This is a genomic window from Streptomyces sp. NPDC043738 (assembly GCF_056436545.1).
In genome coordinates, this window is the sequence record NZ_JBWKCJ010000022.1 from 1 (window position 1) to 16,048 (window position 16,048).

Below are 16,048 nucleotides of genomic sequence, written 5' to 3' on the forward strand. Positions count from 1 at the left end.
CCGGGGGCGTATCGGAGGGCAACACAAAAGGGCGGGGCGACGACCCAGGACGCAATGAGGGCCCGGGCACACAACCCCCCCACCCCCCCCCCCCGCCCCCCCCCCCCCCCCCCCCGGGCCGGCCGTGTGCGTACGGGTCCCGTCAGATCTCGCCGCGGAGCTTGGCGAGCGCCTCCGCGAGGATCGCCTCGCCGTCGGCGTCGCTGCGGCGCTCGCGGACGTAGGCGAGGTGGGTCTTGTAGGGCTCGGTGCGCGGCGGGTCCGGCGGGCTGTCCCGGTCCTTGCCGGCCGGGAAACCACAGCGCGGGCAGTCCCAGGTGTCCGGAACCTGCGCATCGCCGGCGAAGCTGGGCTGCGTCTCGTGCCCGTTGGAGCACCAGAAGGAGATGCGGATGCGCGGCGCGGACTCGCCGCGCTCGGCCTCCCCCATCGGCCCCGCCCCGACCCGACTTCCTCGGATCGCGTTGCCACTTGCCACGGTCGTAACTCCCTGCGTAATGGTGCTGCCACGCCTTCACAGCAGCTGCGCTGCGGAACGCCCCAGTCTACGTAAGGCCCAACGCGCGTCCAGTGACTGGAGTTACCCGTCCTAGGACGCCGCCCTCATGATAGGGCGCGCCTCCGACGGTATGTCAGCTCCCGAGCTTCATCAGGACACCGAGGACGACAATGCAGGCGAACCACAGCAGACCGACCACGATGGTGATGCGGTCCAGGTTGCGCTCGGCGACCGAGGAGCCGCCGACGGAGGACTGCATGCCGCCACCGAACATGTCGGACAGGCCGCCGCCCTTCCCCTTGTGCATGAGCACCAGCATCATCATCAGCAGGCTGAAGACGATGAGGGCGATCGAGAACCCGATGACCACGGCTGGACCAACTCTCTAGGACTGACGGACGGACATACGGATCAAGACGTCTGGATCGAGACCCGTGAAACAAATGGTGCGGGGGCGGGGAGGGGGGGGTGGTCCCGTTCCTCCCCCCCCCAAGGGCCAAGAAGAGCCCGCTCTCCCCTCGCCTCCTCCCGCTTTTTGCACCACCCGCCCCCCCCCCCCCCCCACGCCCCCCCCCCCCCCCCCCGCCAACCCCCCTCCCCCCCCCCCCCCCCCCCCCCCCCCCCCCCCCCCCCCCCCGACAGGGTACGACGAGGGCTCGCCCTCGTCATAGCTGCTACTGGTCGCGGAAGCGGACGATCTTCACGAATTCATCCGCGTCGAGGGCCGCGCCGCCGATCAGCGCGCCGTCCACGTCCGGCTGCGCCATGATCGCGGCGACGTTGCCGGACTTGACCGAGCCGCCGTACTGGATGCGGACCTTGTCGGCCAGCTCCTGGCTGTAGAGCTCGGCGAGGCGGCCGCGGATCGCACCGCAGACCTCCTGCGCGTCCTCGGGGGTGGCGACCTCGCCGGTGCCGATGGCCCACACCGGCTCGTAGGCGATCACGATGGTCTCGGCCTGCTCGGCCGGGATGTCCTTCAGACCGCCGTCGACCTGGGCGAGGGTGTGCGCGACCTGGTTGCCGGCCTTGCGGATGTCCAGGCCCTCCCCGACGCACAGGATCGGCGTGAGGCCGTTGCGGAAGGCGGCCTTGACCTTGGCGTTGCAGATCTCTTCGTTCTCGCCGTGGTACTGGCGGCGCTCGCTGTGGCCGACGGCCACGAACGTGCACTTGAGCTTGGCGAGCATCGGGCCGGAGATCTCACCGGTGTAGGCACCGGAGTCGTGCGCCGAGAGGTCCTGGGCGCCGTACTTGATCTTGAGCTTGTCGCCGTCGACCAGCGTCTGCACCGAGCGCAGGTCGGTGAAGGGCGGCAGCACCGCGACCTCTACGGCGTCGAAGTCCTTGTCGGCGAGGGCGAAGGCGAGCTTCTGGACGTGCGCGATGGCCTCGAGGTGGTTGAGGTTCATCTTCCAGTTGCCCGCCATCAGCGGGGTGCGGTCACTCACGGTTGTTCAGTCCTCCAGAGCGGCGAGGCCGGGGAGCGTCTTGCCTTCGAGGTATTCGAGGCTGGCGCCGCCACCGGTCGAGATGTGGCCGAAAGCATTCTCGTCGAAGCCCAGCAGTCGGACCGCGGCGGCACTGTCACCGCCGCCGACGACGCTGAAGGCCGGCGAGTCCAGCAGGCCCTGCGCGACGGCCTTGGTGCCGCCGGCGTAGTCGGGGTGCTCGAAGACGCCCATCGGGCCGTTCCAGAAGACCGTGCCCGCGTCGGCGAGCTTCGCGGCGTAGAGCTCGCGGGTCTTCGGGCCGATGTCCAGGCCCTCCTTGTCGGCCGGGATGGCGTCCGCGGCGACGATGTCGGGGTTCGCCGGGGCCTTGGTCTTCAGGTCCGGGAACTCGGCCGAAACCAGCACGTCGACGGGGAGCACGAACTCCACGCCGCGCTTCTCGGCGCGCGCCAGGTACTCCAGGCAGGCCGGGACCTGGTCCTCCTGGAGCAGCGAGATACCGACCTCGTGGCCCTTGGCCTTGAGGAAGGTGTACGCCATGCCGCCGCCGACCAGGATGCGGTCGGCCTTCTCCAGCAGCTGGTCGATGACCGCGAGCTTGTCGGAGACCTTGGCGCCGCCGAGCGCGACGACGTAGGGGCGCTTGACGTCTTCGGTGAGCTTCTTCAGGACGCCGACCTCGGTGGCGATCAGATCGCCGGCGGCGTGCGGAAGGCGCCGGGGCAGGTCGTAGACGGAGGCGTGCTTGCGGTGCACGGCGCCGAATCCGTCGCCCACGTACAGGTCCGCGAGGTCGGCGAGCCGGTCGGCGAAGGCGCCCCGCTCGGCGTCGTCCTTGCTGGTCTCGCCCGCGTTGAAGCGGAGGTTCTCCAGCACCGCCACCCGGCCGTCGGCCAGGCCCTCGACCACGGACCGGGCGGAGTCGCCGACCGTGTCGGTCGCGAACGCCACGTCCTGACCGAGGATTTCACCCAGTCGCTCGGCTGCGGGGGCCAGCGAGAAGGCCGGGTCCGGGGCGCCCTTGGGACGGCCCAGGTGGGAGGCGACGATCACCTTGGCGCCGCGCTCGGCGAGCTTGGCGATCGTCGGGGCGACGGCGCGGATCCGGCCGTCGTCGGTGATGGTGGTGCCGTCCAGCGGCACGTTCAGGTCGGCGCGGACAAAGACCCGCTTACCCGCTACCTGGAGGTCGTCGATCGTCTTCATGAGGAGTGACTCCATCACATGGGTCGGTCGGTCACGGAACGGGGCCCGTACGACGCCTCATCGCGTCGTACGAGCCCCGTCCTCACATCTCGGTGCCTCGGCTGTGAACCAGGGATCAGAGCTGGCCGCCGACGAAGGTGGTCAGGTCCACCAGGCGGTTGGAGTAGCCCCACTCGTTGTCGTACCAGCCGACGACCTTGACCTGCTTGCCCTGAGCCATCGTCAGCTGGGAGTCGAAGGTGCAGGAGGCCGGCCAGTTGACGATGTCCGAGGAGACGATCGGGTCCTCGGTGTACTCCAGGACGCCCTTGAGCTGGCCCTCGGCGGCCTTCTGGAAGGCGGTGTTGATCTCGTCCTTGGTGACCTCGCGGTCGAGCTCCAGGACGAGGTCGGTGACCGAGCCGGTGGGGACGGGCACGCGCATCGCGATGCCGTCCAGCTTGCCCTTGAGCTGCGGGAGGACCAGGGCGGTGGCCTTGGCGGCACCGGTCGAGGTCGGGATGATGTTCTCCGCGGCGGCGCGGGCGCGGCGCAGGTCGCTGTGCGGGAAGTCCAGGATGCGCTGGTCGTTGGTGTAGGCGTGGACCGTGGTCATCATGCCCTTGACGATGCCGAAGTTCTCGTCGAGGACCTTCGCCATCGGCGCCACACAGTTGGTGGTGCAGGAGGCGTTGGAGATGACGTGGTGGTTGGCCGCGTCGTACTTGTCCTGGTTGACGCCCATCACGATCGTGATGTCCTCGCCCTTGGCGGGCGCGGAGATCAGGACCTTCTTGGCACCGGCCGCGAGGTGCTTGGCGGCGTCCTCGCGCTTGGTGAAGATGCCGGTCGACTCGATGACGATGTCGGCGCCGAGCTCGCCCCAGGGGAGGTTCGCCGGGTCGCGCTCGGCCATCGTCTTGAAGGTCTGGTTGCCGACCGTGATGCTGTCGTCGGTGTGACTGACGTCCTGCTTGAGACGACCCAGAATGCTGTCGTACTTCAGCAGGTGGACCAGGGTGGCGTTGTCGGTCAGGTCGTTGACACCGACGATCTCGATGTCCGCCCCCTGCTCCAGGAGCGCGCGGAAGTAGTTACGACCAATGCGGCCGAATCCGTTGATGCCTACGCGGATCGTCACGAACCGATCTCCTCGTTGGTACGCCGGCGCAGTTACCGGCGAGCTGTATGGGATGTCCCCGACCGCCTCCGACCCTACCCCCTGAACGAGACGTACGTGACATTGACATCGGCGCCCAAAGGTGCTCAAGTGAGCGACCTTCAGCCCCTCTGACGCCCGTTCCGTCCGCGCCCGCGAACACCGTCCGCATACGGCTGCGCCCCCAGCACCCTGTACGGGCGCCGGGGGCGCGTGTCACGAAGGATTCGGCCTCGGTTCAGCCGACCATCCCCTCGGCGAGTTCCTCGGTGAGGTTGGACTCGGTGCCGGGGATGCCGAGGTCCTGGGCGCGCTTGTCGGCCATCGCCAGCAGGCGCCGGATCCGGCCGGCGACGGCGTCCTTCGTCAACGGCGGGTCGGCGAGAGCGCCCAACTCCTCCAGCGAGGCCTGCTTGTGCTCCATGCGCAGCCGGCCGGCGGCCGCCAAGTGCTCGGGGACCTCCTCGCCGAGGATCTCCAGGGCCCGCTGGACCCGGGCGCCCGCGGCGACCGCGGCGCGTGCCGAGCGGCGGAGGTTGGCGTCGTCGAAGTTGGCGAGGCGGTTGGCGGTGGCGCGGACCTCGCGGCGCATCCGCCGCTCCTCCCACGCCAGCACCGACTCGTGGGCGCCGAGCCGCGTCAGCAGGGCGCCGATCGCATCACCGTCACGGACGACGACGCGGTCCACCCCCCGCACCTCACGGGCCTTGGCCCCGATGCCCAGCCGGCGGGCGGCGCCGACCAGCGCCAGCGCCGCCTCCGGGCCGGGGCAGGTGACCTCCAGCGAGGAGGAGCGGCCGGGCTCGGTGAGCGAGCCGTGGGCGAGGAAGGCACCGCGCCAGGCCGCCTCGGCGTCGCAGGTCGCCCCGGAGACCACCTGCGGTGGCAGCCCGCGGATGGGCCGGCCGCGGCCGTCGACCAGGCCGGTCTGGCGAGCCAGCTGATCGCCGCCGGCCACCACCCGTACGACATAGCGGCTGCCGCGCCGCAGGCCACCGGGGGCCATCACCACCAGGTCGGAGCTGTGCCCGAAGATCTCCAGGATGTCCTTGCGCAGCCGACGCGCGGCGATGCCCGTGTCCAGCTCCGCCTCGATCACAATGCGCCCGCTGACCAGGTGCAGTCCCCCCGCGAAGCGCAGGATCGACGAGACCTCCGACTTCCGGCAGCAGGTCCGGGTGACGGGGAGCCGGGAGATCTCATCCTTCACCGCAGCCGTCATCGCCATGGGCCGATCCTTCCATGCATCCGAAAAATACGGTCGTACGCGGCTGCCAGCAGCTCCGGGTCGTGCCGGTCGGGGGCTCCCCCGGTGTGCGACCGGGCGTCGTCTCCTTGTGCCGCGACCGCCGCCAGCTCGACCTCGCTGCCGACGAGCTGCTTGGCGGCAACCGTCAGACCTTCGATGTCGGGCACGGCGGCCCTGTCGGCCAGCACCACGTCGAAGGCGAGTTTAGGGGCGTGTCGGGCCAAAACCTCCAAATGACGCTGCGGGGAGAAGCCATCGGTTTCGCCGGGTTGCGGCGCGAGGTTGAGCGAGAGGACCTTCCGGGCCTTGGTCTCCTCAAGCGCCTCGCGCAGCTCCGGCACCAGCAGATGGGGGATCACCGAGGAGAACCACGAGCCCGGGCCGAGCACCACCCAGTCGGCGTCGCGCACCGCGGCGACCGCCTCGGGGACGGCCGGCGGGTCCTCGGGAACCACGTGGACGGACTGCACCTCACCGCGGGTGAGCGCCACCGTGGCCTGGCCCCGGACCGTGGAGACCTCGTCCGGGCGGTCCGGGTCGTGGCCCCTGACCTGGGCCTGGAGCTCCAGGGGCACCGCCGACATCGGCAGTACCCGGCCATGGGCGCCGAGCAGCCTGCCGACCAGGTCGAGCGCCTGGACGTGGTCGCCGAGCTGCTCCCACAGGGCGACGATCAGCAGATTGCCGACGGCGTGGTCGTGCAGCTCGCCCTCGCTCTGGAAGCGGTGCTGGATGACCCGGGCCCAGGTCTGGCCCCAGTCGTCGTCGCCGCACAGGGCGGCCAGCGCCTTGCGCAGATCGCCCGGCGGCAGCACGCCCAGCTCGTCGCGGAGCCGGCCGCTGGAGCCGCCGTCGTCGGCGACCGTGACCACGGCCGTCAGATCACCCGTGATGCGGCGCAGCGCGGCCAGCGAGGCGGACAGGCCCATGCCGCCGCCGAGCGCCACCACCTTGGGGGTGGCGCCCTTCGTCGTACGGACGCTGGGGACGAATCTGCGGACCCTGCGAAGCCGTGGTGTGCGCCCGCTCACTCGCGCCCCATGTCCCGGTGGACGACGACGGTTTCCACCCCTTCGGAGACCAGGCGGCGGGCCAGCTTCTCGGACATCGCGACGCTGCGGTGCTTGCCGCCCGTACAGCCCACGGCGATGGTCACATAGCGCTTGCCCTCCCGGCGGTAGCCCTCGGCGACGATCCGCAGCAGCTCGGCGTAGCCGTCCAGGAACTCCTTGGAGCCGGGCTGGCCGAAGACGTAGTCGGAGACCTCGTCGTTCAGGCCGGTGAAGGGGCGCAGCTCGGGGACCCAGTGCGGGTTGGGGATGAAACGGCAGTCGATGACCATGTCGGCGTCGACCGGCAGGCCGTACTTGAAGCCGAAGGACATCACCGTGGCGCGCAGCTCGGGGACCTCTTCGCCGGCGAACTGGGCGTCCATCTTGGCGCGCAGCTCATGGACGTTGAGGCTGGAGGTGTCGATGACCAGGTCGGCGTCGCCGCGCAGCTCGCGCAGCAGATCGCGCTCGGCGGCGATGCCGTCGACGATCCGGCCGTCGCCCTGGAGGGGGTGCGGTCGGCGCACCGACTCGAAGCGGCGCACCAGGGCCTCGTCGGAGGACTCCAGGAAGACGATGCGGCGCTTGACGTTCTGCGCGTCGAGGGTGGCCAGCGACTCCTTGAGGTTGGCGAAGAAGCGGCGGCCGCGGACGTCGACGACGACCGCGATGCGGGCGACGTTGCCCTGCGAGCGGGCGCCCAGCTCCACCATCGGCGCGATCAGCTCGGGCGGGATGTTGTCGACGACGAACCAGCCCAGGTCCTCCAGGCACTTCGCTGCCGTGCTGCGGCCGGCGCCGGACATCCCGGAGATGATCACCAACTCGGGGATCGCGGCGCTCTCTCCCTGGTCGGACTCGCCGACCGTGCCCGTACTCACCTGTGCACCGTCTCTCTCGGTTTGCTCTTCGTGCGGTGTGCTCATCGTTCCTGCCCCCGTTCTGCCGACAACGCGGCCGGTGGGACCCCGTCATCCTCAATGATCTCTCCTGTGGCGGTGTTCACCGCGGGGGCGGGCGGTGCCGCCCCGGCCAGCGCCGCGGCGACCGTCTCCGCGGTCTTGCGCCCGACGCCCGGGACCTCGCAGATCTCGTCGATCGTCGCGGCCCGCAGCCTCTTCAGCGAACCGAAGTGCTTGAGGAGTGCCTGGCGGCGGGTGTCGCCCAGGCCCGCGACGGTGTCGAGCGGCGAGGACTTCAGCCGCTTGGTGCGCTTGCTGCGCTGGTAGGTGATGGCGAAGCGGTGCGCCTCGTCGCGGACGCGCTGGAGGAGGTAGAGGCCCTCGCTGCTGCGGGGCAGCACGACCGGGTCGTCGTCCTCGGGCAGCCAGACCTCCTCCAGGCGCTTGGCCAGGCCGCAGACGGCGACATCGTCGACCCCGAGCTCGTCCAGGGCCCGGCGGGCGGCCGCGACCTGCGGGGCGCCGCCGTCGACGACCACGAGCTGGGGAGGGTAGGCGAACCGCTTGGGGCGGCCGTCGTCGTCGACGGGGCCGCCGGCGGCGCGGTCCGGCTCCACTGGGCCGTCGCCCTCCACCGGGGCGTCGCCGTCCGGCTCCTCCGTCCACTCCCCCGACTTCTGCTTCTCCTGGAGGTAGCGCTTGAAGCGGCGGCCGACGACCTCGTGCATGGACCGGACATCGTCCTGGCCCTGGAATCCCTTGATCTGGAAGCGGCGGTATTCGCTCTTCCGGGCGAGACCGTCCTCGAACACCACCATCGAGGCGACGACGTCGTCGCCCTGGAGGTGGGAGATGTCGAAGCACTCGATGCGCAGCGGCACCGAATCCAGCCCGAGCGCCTCGGCGATCTCCTCCAGGGCCCGGGAGCGGGTGGTCAGGTCGGAGGCCCGCTTGGTCTTGTGCAGGGCCAGCGCCTGCTGGGCGTTGCGGCCGACCGTCGCCATCAGGTCCTTCTTGTCGCCGCGCTGCGGGATGCGCAGCGAGACCTGGGAGCCGCGGCGCTGGGAGAGCCACTGCGCGACCGGCTCGACGGGCTCGGGGAGCGCCGGTACCAGGACCTCCTTGGGGACGGCGTCGCCCCGCTCCTCGCCGTAGAGCTGCTGGAGGGCGTGCTCGACGAGGTCACCGGTGGTGACGGCCTCGACCTTGTCGGTGACCCAGCCGCGCTGTCCGCGCACCCGGCCGCCGCGGACGTGGAAGATCTGGACGGCGGCTTCCAGCTCGTCCTCGGCGACGGCGATCAGATCGGCGTCGGTGGCGTCGGCGAGCACCACGGCGCTCTTCTCCATGGCCCGCTTGAGCGCGCCTATGTCGTCCCGCAGCCGGGCGGCGCGTTCGTACTCCATCTCCTCGGCGGCGTCCTGCATCTGCTTCTCCAGCCGGCGGATGTACGCGCCCGTACGGCCCGCCATGAAGTCGCAGAACTCCTCGGCCAGTTCGCGGTGCTCCTCGGCGGAGACCCGGCCGACGCAGGGGGCCGAGCACTTGCCGATGTAGCCGAGCAGGCAGGGGCGGCCGATCTGCGCGGAGCGCTTGAAGACACCGGCGGAGCACGTGCGCACCGGGAAGACGCGGAGCATCAGGTCGACGGTCTCGCGGATGGCCCAGGCATGGGCGTACGGGCCGAAGTAGCGCACGCCCTTCTTCTTGGCGCCGCGCATGACCTGGGCGCGCGGGAACTCCTCGTTGAGCGTCACCGCGAGGTACGGATAGCTCTTGTCGTCGCGGTACTTGACGTTGAAGCGGGGGTCGAACTCCTTGATCCAGCTGTATTCGAGCTGGAGCGCCTCGACCTCGGTGGAGACCACGGTCCACTCCACGGAGGCGGCGGTGGTCACCATCGTGCGCGTACGCGGGTGGAGGCCGGCCAGGTCCTGGAAGTAGTTGGCCAGGCGCTGGCGCAGGCTCTTGGCCTTGCCCACGTAGATGACCCGGCCGTGCTCGTCGCGGAATTTATAGACCCCCGGCGAGTCGGGGATCTGTCCCGGCTTGGGTCGGTAGCTGCTGGGGTCTGCCATGAACACCACCCTACTGACCGCCACCGACAATCACGGTTTCCGGATCGCTCCCGTTCGCTCCCGGGCAGCGAGGGGACGGCGCTGCGGGGTGCGGTGTGCGGGAGCTGCGGCATGGAGTGGACGGCTGCCGGGGCGGGGCAGGGCGGGAGGGTCCGGGCGGGGCGTGGGGCGCGGCGGGGCCGGGGGAAGTGGAGCGGAGGGCGGCGTCAATGGCCGTGGCAGGCAGCGGAGTCCGGCCTTGGCAGGGGCGGGGCCCGGCCTTGGCAGGGGGCGGGGCCCTGCCGTGGTGGAGGGCGGAGTCGAGCCCTGGTCACTGCCTCCCCCACCCCCGAACCCTCCCCCGCCCCCTCCCCTATGGGGGAGGGGGGAGGGGGCGGGGCACGAGCCACGCCGGCGGCCGCACCGGAGCCGACGTGTCACTCGCCGCGCCCGGCCGGCGAAACCGACCGGGCGGGCGGGCCGGGCGGGCCGGGTCAGGCGCCGCGCCGCCTGCGCAGCGCCGCCGTGGCGGACAGTCCCAGGGCGAGCGCGGCGGCGAGGGCCCCCACCGTCGTCGCGGCAGTCACCGGCAGGGCGTCGCCCGTGAGCGCGCCCGCCTCGGCGGGCTGCCGGGCAGCGGCCGCGTGCCCCCTGTCCGCGGGCTTCTTCGCGAGGGGCGCCCCGGCCGCGGGCGCCCCGGCCTCGCGGGCTGCCTCGCCGTAGCCGCCGGCCTCGCCCCGCTTGTCGTACGCGGAGCCCGGGAGCTTGTCCCCGTACGCCTTGGCCACCCGCTTCTGGTACGCCGCCACGGTGGTGCCGGCCGCGCCGACGGCCTTACGGGCGTCCGCGTCCAGCGGCTCGACACGGTCGCCGCGCTGCAGGTACCAGGCGTCGATCTGCGGCTCGTGGAAGACCGTGCCGGCGCTGTCCCGGGCGGCCCCGGCCGCCGTGTAGCGGGCCTCGTCGTCGCCGCTGGCGATGTTGACGACCTTCCAGGCGCCGCCCTGGCGCACGGTCCACACCGAGGCGGTGCGGCCGTCGGCGGCGACGGCCTTGCTGGCGAGGAATTCCAGGCGGGCGACGGGGGCCTTGCCCCTGCCTCGGACGAAGTCCGGTGACAGGACGTAGACGGGCACGGTGGCGCCCTCGAAGTGCGGGGCGGCCTGTGGGGTGCCGGGGGCGGCCGCGCGGCCGCCCCCGCGCTTGCCTTCGGCGGCGAAGAAGCGGGCGAGGGTGTCCAGGGTCGCTGCGGAGGTGGCCGCTTGGCGGGCGGCGGCGACGCTCGCCCGGGCCGGCGCCTGGGGCCCGGGCACGGGGGCGGCGAGCGCGGCGTGCGGGGCGAGGCCGATGAGGGCGGTGGCGAGGGCGCCGGTGGCGACGGCGCGGACGGCGGTGCGCTGCGTCATGGCCTCAGGCTCCTATTCGGTAGAGGGAGTGGGTCCAGGAGAAGGAGCTGCCGTCCACGTAGTAGTCGAAGTCGCCCCAGTTGTAGCGGTCGTTGGAGCCCCATGGGTCGCCCCAGTAGACCCAGTTGCGGTCGGTGTCGTAGCCGTAGATGACGTGCATATGGCCGCCGCCGGACGACCACTGGATGCGGGTCTCTATGGGCCGGTTGGCGTTGATCTCGCTCTGGACGGTGCCGTAGCGGAGCCACCCCGACACGTAGGAGCCGGAGTTGATGCCCATCCAGTCCAGTGCGGTCTGCACATTGCCGAGGGTCGCCTGGTTGTTGGGGCATGTGGTGCCCTGCTGGCGGTTGAACGCGGCGTTGCAGAACTCGTTCTGGCTGTAGTTCCTGCCGTACCAGGTCGCGATGGTGTTGCCGGACGCCGCCCAGCACCAGTTGGACTTCTGCTGGGCCTGCATGGAGATGTTGAGGCGGTTGGCGGCGCGCGGTGCGGCGGCGTGCGGGGAAGTGGTGGAAGCGGTGCTGTGCGGTGCGGTGACGGTGTGCGCCGGGGGCGCGAGGGGCGTGGCCGCTGTGGCGGTGGCCCCGGGGAGAGCGGTCAGTACGGCGGCCGTGAGCGCCGCGGCCGACAGCCATCTGCGGTGGGGACTGCGTGCGTGGGGTGCACGGGTCATGGCGTTCCTCCCGACTGGGGGGTGAGGGGGAGAGGAGCGCATCCGGATGCTTGCGAGGAGCATCGGGTGTTGTCGCAGGCAGGTCAACACGCTTCAATGCGAGGTGACATGGGGGTGTGGACGGACGGGCCCGGATGTGAACGGCCGATGCCCGGCGTACTGCAGTGAACAGGCAGGAAGAGCACGCGGCGCGCGATCCGGTTGTGAACGTTCACCTGCGCGCCGGAGGATTGAGGCAATGGCACAGGACACCCCCCAGTCGGCGGAGCTGGCGCAGCTGCTGCGGACCGGCCCCTTCCATCTCGCACTGCGCTCCGCGCTCACCGCCCGGGGGCTGGCCCTCACCCGCGTCCAGCACAAGCTCGCCCAGCGCGGCATCACCATCGGGGTGACCAGTCTGAGCTACTGGCAGCAGGGCGCCCGGCGCCCGCAGCGCCCCGAATCGCTGCGGGCGGTGCGCGCCCTGGAGGAGGTCCTCGACCTGCCCGCGTACTCGCTGCACCGGCTGCTGGTCCCGGAGGGCGGACACCGCCCGGAGGCCGAGCGGCCGGCCGCCCGCTCGTACCGCTCGCTGGTGGTGCCCGCCGACGCGCTGCAGCGGCTCTTCGCCGAGCTGGAGACCCCCGCGGACGGCGGGCTGCACACCGTGGGGCATCACGAGCGGGTTCGCATCGGGCCCGAACGCCAGCTGATCGAGCGGGAGTCACTGCAGGTGGTGCGCGCCCACCGGGACGGCGTGGACCGCTATATCGCCATTCATCGGGGCGAGTCGGGCTGCGAGCCGGCCCGGGTGCGGGTGCGCCCCGGGGAGAACTGCCGGCTGGGCCGGGTGCGGGGGGACGACACGGCCGGGGTGGTGGTCGCCGAGCTGCTCTTCGACACCCGGCTGCGGGCCGGTGACACCCATGTCTTCGGCTACGCCTTCGAGGACGGCAGCGGCGGGCCGAGCACCGAGTACCTGCGCGGCTTCAGCTTCGCCGGCGGTCAGTACGTCCTTCAGGTGCGCTTCGACGAGGCGGCGCTGCCGGTGCGCTGCCGCCGCTTCACCCAGGCCTCGGCGGCCGCCCCGCGCAGCGCCCTGCAGGAGCTGACGCTCAGCGGCCGGCACCACGCCGTGCACCTCGTGGAGCAGGGGGTGCGGCCCGGAATACTCGGTATCGGGTGGGATTGGGGATAGGGAGCAGCATCGGGTGGGATTGGGGATAGGGAGCAGCATCGGGTGGGATGGGGGACAAGGAGCGGTATCGGGTGGGATGAGAGGTGGGGAGCAGGCGGCGCTCGGCCGCCTCAGCCCGCGATCAGCTTGCCGCCCTTGACCCGGACCGGGACCTCTTCGAGCGGGCGGGTCGCCGGTCCCTGGGCGACCTCGCCGGTGGTCACCTGGAAGCGGCTGCCGTGCAGCGGGCAGACGCCCTGCTCCTTCTCGATCTTGTTCAGGATCGCGCCCATGTGCGTGCACACGGTGCTGAAGCACTTGAACTCGCCCTTGGCGGGCTGCGAGACCAGCAACCGCTGGTCGCCGTAGAGCTTGGCGCCGCCGACCGGCACCTCCGAGGCCGGGCCCAGCTCGACCGGCGCGTCCGAGGCCGGGCGGGTGCCGGACTTCTGCTCCCCCGAAGCGCAGGCGGCGGCACCGAAGCACGCGGCGCCCACGAGCGCGACCCCGCGCAGCACGGTCCGGCGGTCGGGGGACGCGGTCATGTCGTAGCTCCTGATCAGTGGGCGGCGCCGGCCTTCGACGATACCGGGGCGGTCCGCTCGCCTCCGCGGCGGTCCGCCCTGCCCATTGGGGTCGACCGCGACCCGGTCGCCGACCGCCCGGTGCGCCACCGCCTCACCCCACGGCCACGATCTCGCCGGTCAGCTCGTGGCCGGGGATCAGCGGGTAGGCCGCGGCGGGCAGCTCGCCTCCGAGCAGGTGCATGTCGGTACCGCACAGCCCGCAGGACGAGCCGCGCACGACCACCTCGTCGGGCTCCGGGCTGGGGTCGGGCAGTTCGGTGACCGCGATGCTGCACGGATTGCCCGGTGCGGTGACGACGAGAGCGCGCGTGAAGGCGCTTCCTCACGACGTCGTGCGGGGGTGCGATGTCCGGGACCCCACAAAAGGAGACGCCCACACGTAAACGCTTGCGTAAGCGTTTACGTTTGCTGGCGGATACTCGTAATGTGGGGACTCGCGGGACGGGCCGTGCCAGGAACGGCCGTGGACGCCGCCGCGGCGCCCCGCACGCGGGGAGGAAAGAGCCGGATGACGACGATGGTGGATGTGGCGCGGCGGGCCGGGGTCTCCGTCGCCACGGTCTCGCATGTGCTCAACGAGACCCGGCCGGTGCGCCCGGACACCCGGGCCGCGGTGCTCGGCGCCATCGAGGAACTCGGCTACACCCACAACACCCTGGCCCGCTCGCTGGTGACCTCCCGCACCCGCTCGATCGGCCTGGCGGTCTCCGCGATCAGCAACCCGTACTTCACCGAGATCCTCCAGGGCGTCGAGGCGGGCGCGCTGGAGGCCGGCTACAGCCTGCTGCTCGCCGATCCGCACGACGAACCGCGGCACGAGCGCAAGGTCGTCCAGCTGCTGCACGAGCGGCGGGTGGACGGCATGATCGTCGCGCCGTCCGCGCAGCCTGCGGAGACCGTCGGCTATCTGGCCCGGCGCGGGGTCCCCACCGTGTTCCTGGACCGGCTGGTCGGTGACGAGCACGACCAGGTCTGTGCCGAGAGCACCGGCCCGGTGCGCCAACTGGTCGAGCACCTGGCCGACTTGGGGCACACCCGGATCGGCCTGGTCGCCGGGCTGCCCGGCCTGAGCACGACGACCGAGCGGGTACAGGGCTACCGCGAGGGGCTGCGCGCCCGCGGCCTGCCCTTCGCGCCCGAACTCCTCGCCGGCGGCAACTCCGAGGCGGACGGCGCCCAGGACGCCACCCGCCGGCTGCTCGCCGCGCCCCAGCCGCCCACGGCGATCATCACCGCCAACAACGCGATGACGATCGGCACGCTCCGGGCGCTCGGCGAACTGGGCCTGGAGGTGCCCCGGGACATCGCGCTGGCCTGCTTCGACGACTTCTCGTGGGCGGACCTGTTCACCCCCCGGCTGACCGCGATCGCCCAGCCCGGCAAGGACATCGGAGCCGCGGCGGTCCGGCTGCTGCTGGAGCGCCTGGAGGAACCGGACCGTCCCCCGCGCACCCTTCGCCTCCCCTGCGCGTTCGTGCACCGTACGTCGTGCGGCTGCGCCGAACCCGCCCCGGCCACTGTCCCGGCCGCACCCCCGGCCACACCGGAAAGGAACCGCACCCCGTGATCGTCGTCGCCGGCGAGGCGCTGATCGACCTCGTCCCCAGCTCGCAGGCCCCCTCCCTGGAAGGCCAGTTGCCGACGCTGCTGCCGCGGCGCGGCGGCGGGCCGTACAACACCGCCGTCGCGCTGGGGCGGCTGGGCTCGCCCACCGCCTTCTGCTCCCGGGTCTCCACCGACGCCTTCGGCGAAGCGCTGCTGCACGGGCTGCGCGGCGGCGGGGTGGACACCTCGCTGGTGCAGCGCGGCGGTGAGCCGACCACCCTCGCCGTGGCGGACATCAGCCCGGACGGGTCGGCCTGCTACGGGTTCTACGCCGACGGCACCGCCGACCGGCTCTTCACCCTGCCGCCGGCGCTGCCCGACACGGTCCGCGCGCTGTCGCTGGGCACCTGCTCGCTGGTCCTGGAACCGGGCGCGAGCGCGTATGAGTCGCTGCTGCGCCGGGAGGCGCGGCGTGGGGTCTTCACCGCACTCGACCCCAACATCCGGCCCGGTCTGATCCCCGACCCGGACGCCTATCGGGCCCGCTTTCGCTCCTGGCTCCCGGATCTGGCGCTGCTGAAGCTGTCGGAGGAGGACGCGCTGTGGCTGGCCGGGGCGGGCACCGGCGGGGGCTGGGATGCGGTGGGTGCGGCCGCCAAGGAGTGGCTGGGCGCCGGGCCGGCGGCGATCGTGATCACCCGTGGCGGTGACGGGCTGACCGTGCTGACACAGGACGGCGGGGAGCTGACGGTGCCCGGCGAGCGGGTCGCCGTCGTCGACACCATCGGCGCCGGCGACACGGTCAATGCGGCGCTGCTGCACCGCCTGGACGCCCATGACGCCCTCTCGTACGCCGCCGTCGCCGCGCTGGGCGCCGACGACTGGCGGGACATCCTGCGCTTCGCCGCCCGCGCGGCCGCCATCACCTGCTCACGCGCGGGCGCGGAGCCGCCGTTCGCCACGGAGTTGGCGGCATAGCAGGAGCGCCTCGGACCGGCCGGTCGCCATGGAGCCGGCGGCGTGGCGCACCTCGGGACCGGCCGGCGGTGCGCTGACGACGGCGGGCCGCCACCACGCCCTTGGAAACGGGAGCGGTGACGGCCCGGTCGGAACGGCCCCGG

The 16,048-nt window shown here is 72.0% G+C and carries 16 protein-coding genes; 3 read left to right on the forward strand and 13 right to left on the reverse strand.

From position 1 onward, the window contains the following. Positions 1-142: 142 nt before the first annotated feature. The 11 genes from AC0680_RS25800 to AC0680_RS25850 form a co-directional block, all read right to left on the reverse strand. Positions 143-478: an RNA polymerase-binding protein RbpA gene (locus AC0680_RS25800; RefSeq protein ID WP_016578660.1), complete on the reverse strand. Its 336-nt coding sequence runs from the start codon at positions 476-478 to the stop codon at positions 143-145. 154 nt (positions 479-632) lie between these two features. Then, positions 633-869, reverse strand: a complete 237-nt coding sequence (gene secG, locus AC0680_RS25805) for a preprotein translocase subunit SecG (protein ID WP_384441178.1) — start codon at positions 867-869, stop codon at positions 633-635. Positions 870-1,173: 304 nt separating this feature from the next. After that, positions 1,174-1,950, reverse strand: coding sequence for a triose-phosphate isomerase (gene tpiA / locus AC0680_RS25810; protein WP_478632962.1), 777 nt, complete (start codon positions 1,948-1,950; stop codon positions 1,174-1,176). A gap of 6 nt (positions 1,951-1,956) precedes the next feature. Next, entirely contained in the window at positions 1,957-3,159 is a 1,203-nt protein-coding gene (locus AC0680_RS25815; protein ID WP_478632964.1) for a phosphoglycerate kinase, read from the reverse strand. 115 nt (positions 3,160-3,274) lie between these two features. Beyond that, on the reverse strand, positions 3,275-4,279 hold the full coding sequence (gap, locus tag AC0680_RS25820; RefSeq protein WP_384441187.1) for a type I glyceraldehyde-3-phosphate dehydrogenase: 1,005 nt from the start codon (positions 4,277-4,279) through the stop codon (positions 3,275-3,277). A gap of 256 nt (positions 4,280-4,535) precedes the next feature. Next, entirely contained in the window at positions 4,536-5,525 is a 990-nt protein-coding gene (gene whiA / locus AC0680_RS25825) for a DNA-binding protein WhiA (protein ID WP_018091880.1), read from the reverse strand. Then, positions 5,516-6,577 (reverse strand): gluconeogenesis factor YvcK family protein, encoded by a 1,062-nt coding sequence (locus AC0680_RS25830; protein WP_478632967.1) that lies wholly within the window; start codon positions 6,575-6,577, stop codon positions 5,516-5,518. The genes whiA and AC0680_RS25830 overlap by 10 nt, the downstream gene beginning before the upstream one ends. Beyond that, positions 6,574-7,524 (reverse strand): RNase adapter RapZ, encoded by a 951-nt coding sequence (rapZ, locus tag AC0680_RS25835; RefSeq protein ID WP_384441194.1) that lies wholly within the window; start codon positions 7,522-7,524, stop codon positions 6,574-6,576. The genes AC0680_RS25830 and rapZ overlap by 4 nt, the downstream gene beginning before the upstream one ends. Then, a complete protein-coding gene (gene uvrC / locus AC0680_RS25840) occupies positions 7,521-9,578 on the reverse strand; it encodes an excinuclease ABC subunit UvrC (RefSeq protein ID WP_478632969.1) in 2,058 nt (685 codons plus the stop codon). Before uvrC ends, rapZ begins: the two co-directional genes overlap by 4 nt. Before the next feature lie 473 nt (positions 9,579-10,051). Then, complete coding sequence (locus AC0680_RS25845) at positions 10,052-10,963, reverse strand: hypothetical protein (protein ID WP_478632971.1); 912 nt, start codon at positions 10,961-10,963, stop codon at positions 10,052-10,054. 4 nt (positions 10,964-10,967) lie between these two features. After that, positions 10,968-11,639, reverse strand: coding sequence for a papain-like cysteine protease family protein (locus AC0680_RS25850; protein WP_478632972.1), 672 nt, complete (start codon positions 11,637-11,639; stop codon positions 10,968-10,970). Between the two features lie 238 nt (positions 11,640-11,877). Between AC0680_RS25850 and AC0680_RS25855 the strand changes: the two genes are divergently transcribed. After that, positions 11,878-12,816, forward strand: coding sequence for a hypothetical protein (locus AC0680_RS25855; RefSeq protein WP_478632974.1), 939 nt, complete (start codon positions 11,878-11,880; stop codon positions 12,814-12,816). Positions 12,817-12,926: 110 nt separating this feature from the next. Here the strand turns inward: AC0680_RS25855 and AC0680_RS25860 are convergent, their stop codons facing one another. Both AC0680_RS25860 and AC0680_RS25865 read right to left on the reverse strand, forming a co-directional pair. Beyond that, positions 12,927-13,340, reverse strand: a complete 414-nt coding sequence (locus AC0680_RS25860; protein WP_478632977.1) for a Rieske (2Fe-2S) protein — start codon at positions 13,338-13,340, stop codon at positions 12,927-12,929. Between the two features lie 133 nt (positions 13,341-13,473). Then, positions 13,474-13,563 (reverse strand): hypothetical protein, encoded by a 90-nt coding sequence (locus tag AC0680_RS25865; RefSeq protein WP_478632979.1) that lies wholly within the window; start codon positions 13,561-13,563, stop codon positions 13,474-13,476. A gap of 327 nt (positions 13,564-13,890) precedes the next feature. Between AC0680_RS25865 and AC0680_RS25870 the strand changes: the two genes are divergently transcribed. Further along, on the forward strand, positions 13,891-14,949 hold the full coding sequence (locus AC0680_RS25870) for a LacI family DNA-binding transcriptional regulator (protein WP_478632980.1): 1,059 nt from the start codon (positions 13,891-13,893) through the stop codon (positions 14,947-14,949). After that, positions 14,946-15,905, forward strand: a complete 960-nt coding sequence (locus AC0680_RS25875) for a carbohydrate kinase family protein (RefSeq protein ID WP_478632982.1) — start codon at positions 14,946-14,948, stop codon at positions 15,903-15,905. The genes AC0680_RS25870 and AC0680_RS25875 overlap by 4 nt, the downstream gene beginning before the upstream one ends. Positions 15,906-16,048: the final 143 nt, after the last annotated feature.

Bases quoted from the DNA above. Each gene is read 5' to 3' on its own strand.
- AC0680_RS25860 (WP_478632977.1), bottom strand. From the start codon at position 13,340: ATGACCGCGTCCCCCGACCGCCGGACCGTGCTGCGCGGGGTCGCGCTC.
- rapZ (WP_384441194.1), bottom strand. From the start codon at position 7,524: ATGAGCACACCGCACGAAGAGCAAACCGAGAGAGACGGTGCACAGGTG.
- AC0680_RS25850 (WP_478632972.1), bottom strand. From the start codon at position 11,639: ATGACCCGTGCACCCCACGCACGCAGTCCCCACCGCAGATGGCTGTCG.
- AC0680_RS25815 (WP_478632964.1), bottom strand. From the start codon at position 3,159: ATGAAGACGATCGACGACCTCCAGGTAGCGGGTAAGCGGGTCTTTGTC.
- whiA (WP_018091880.1), bottom strand. From the start codon at position 5,525: ATGGCGATGACGGCTGCGGTGAAGGATGAGATCTCCCGGCTCCCCGTC.
- AC0680_RS25865 (WP_478632979.1), bottom strand. From the start codon at position 13,563: ATGCACCTGCTCGGAGGCGAGCTGCCCGCCGCGGCCTACCCGCTGATC.
- AC0680_RS25845 (WP_478632971.1), bottom strand. From the start codon at position 10,963: ATGACGCAGCGCACCGCCGTCCGCGCCGTCGCCACCGGCGCCCTCGCC.
- AC0680_RS25855 (WP_478632974.1), top strand. From the start codon at position 11,878: ATGGCACAGGACACCCCCCAGTCGGCGGAGCTGGCGCAGCTGCTGCGG.
- AC0680_RS25870 (WP_478632980.1), top strand. From the start codon at position 13,891: ATGACGACGATGGTGGATGTGGCGCGGCGGGCCGGGGTCTCCGTCGCC.
- uvrC (WP_478632969.1), bottom strand. From the start codon at position 9,578: ATGGCAGACCCCAGCAGCTACCGACCCAAGCCGGGACAGATCCCCGAC.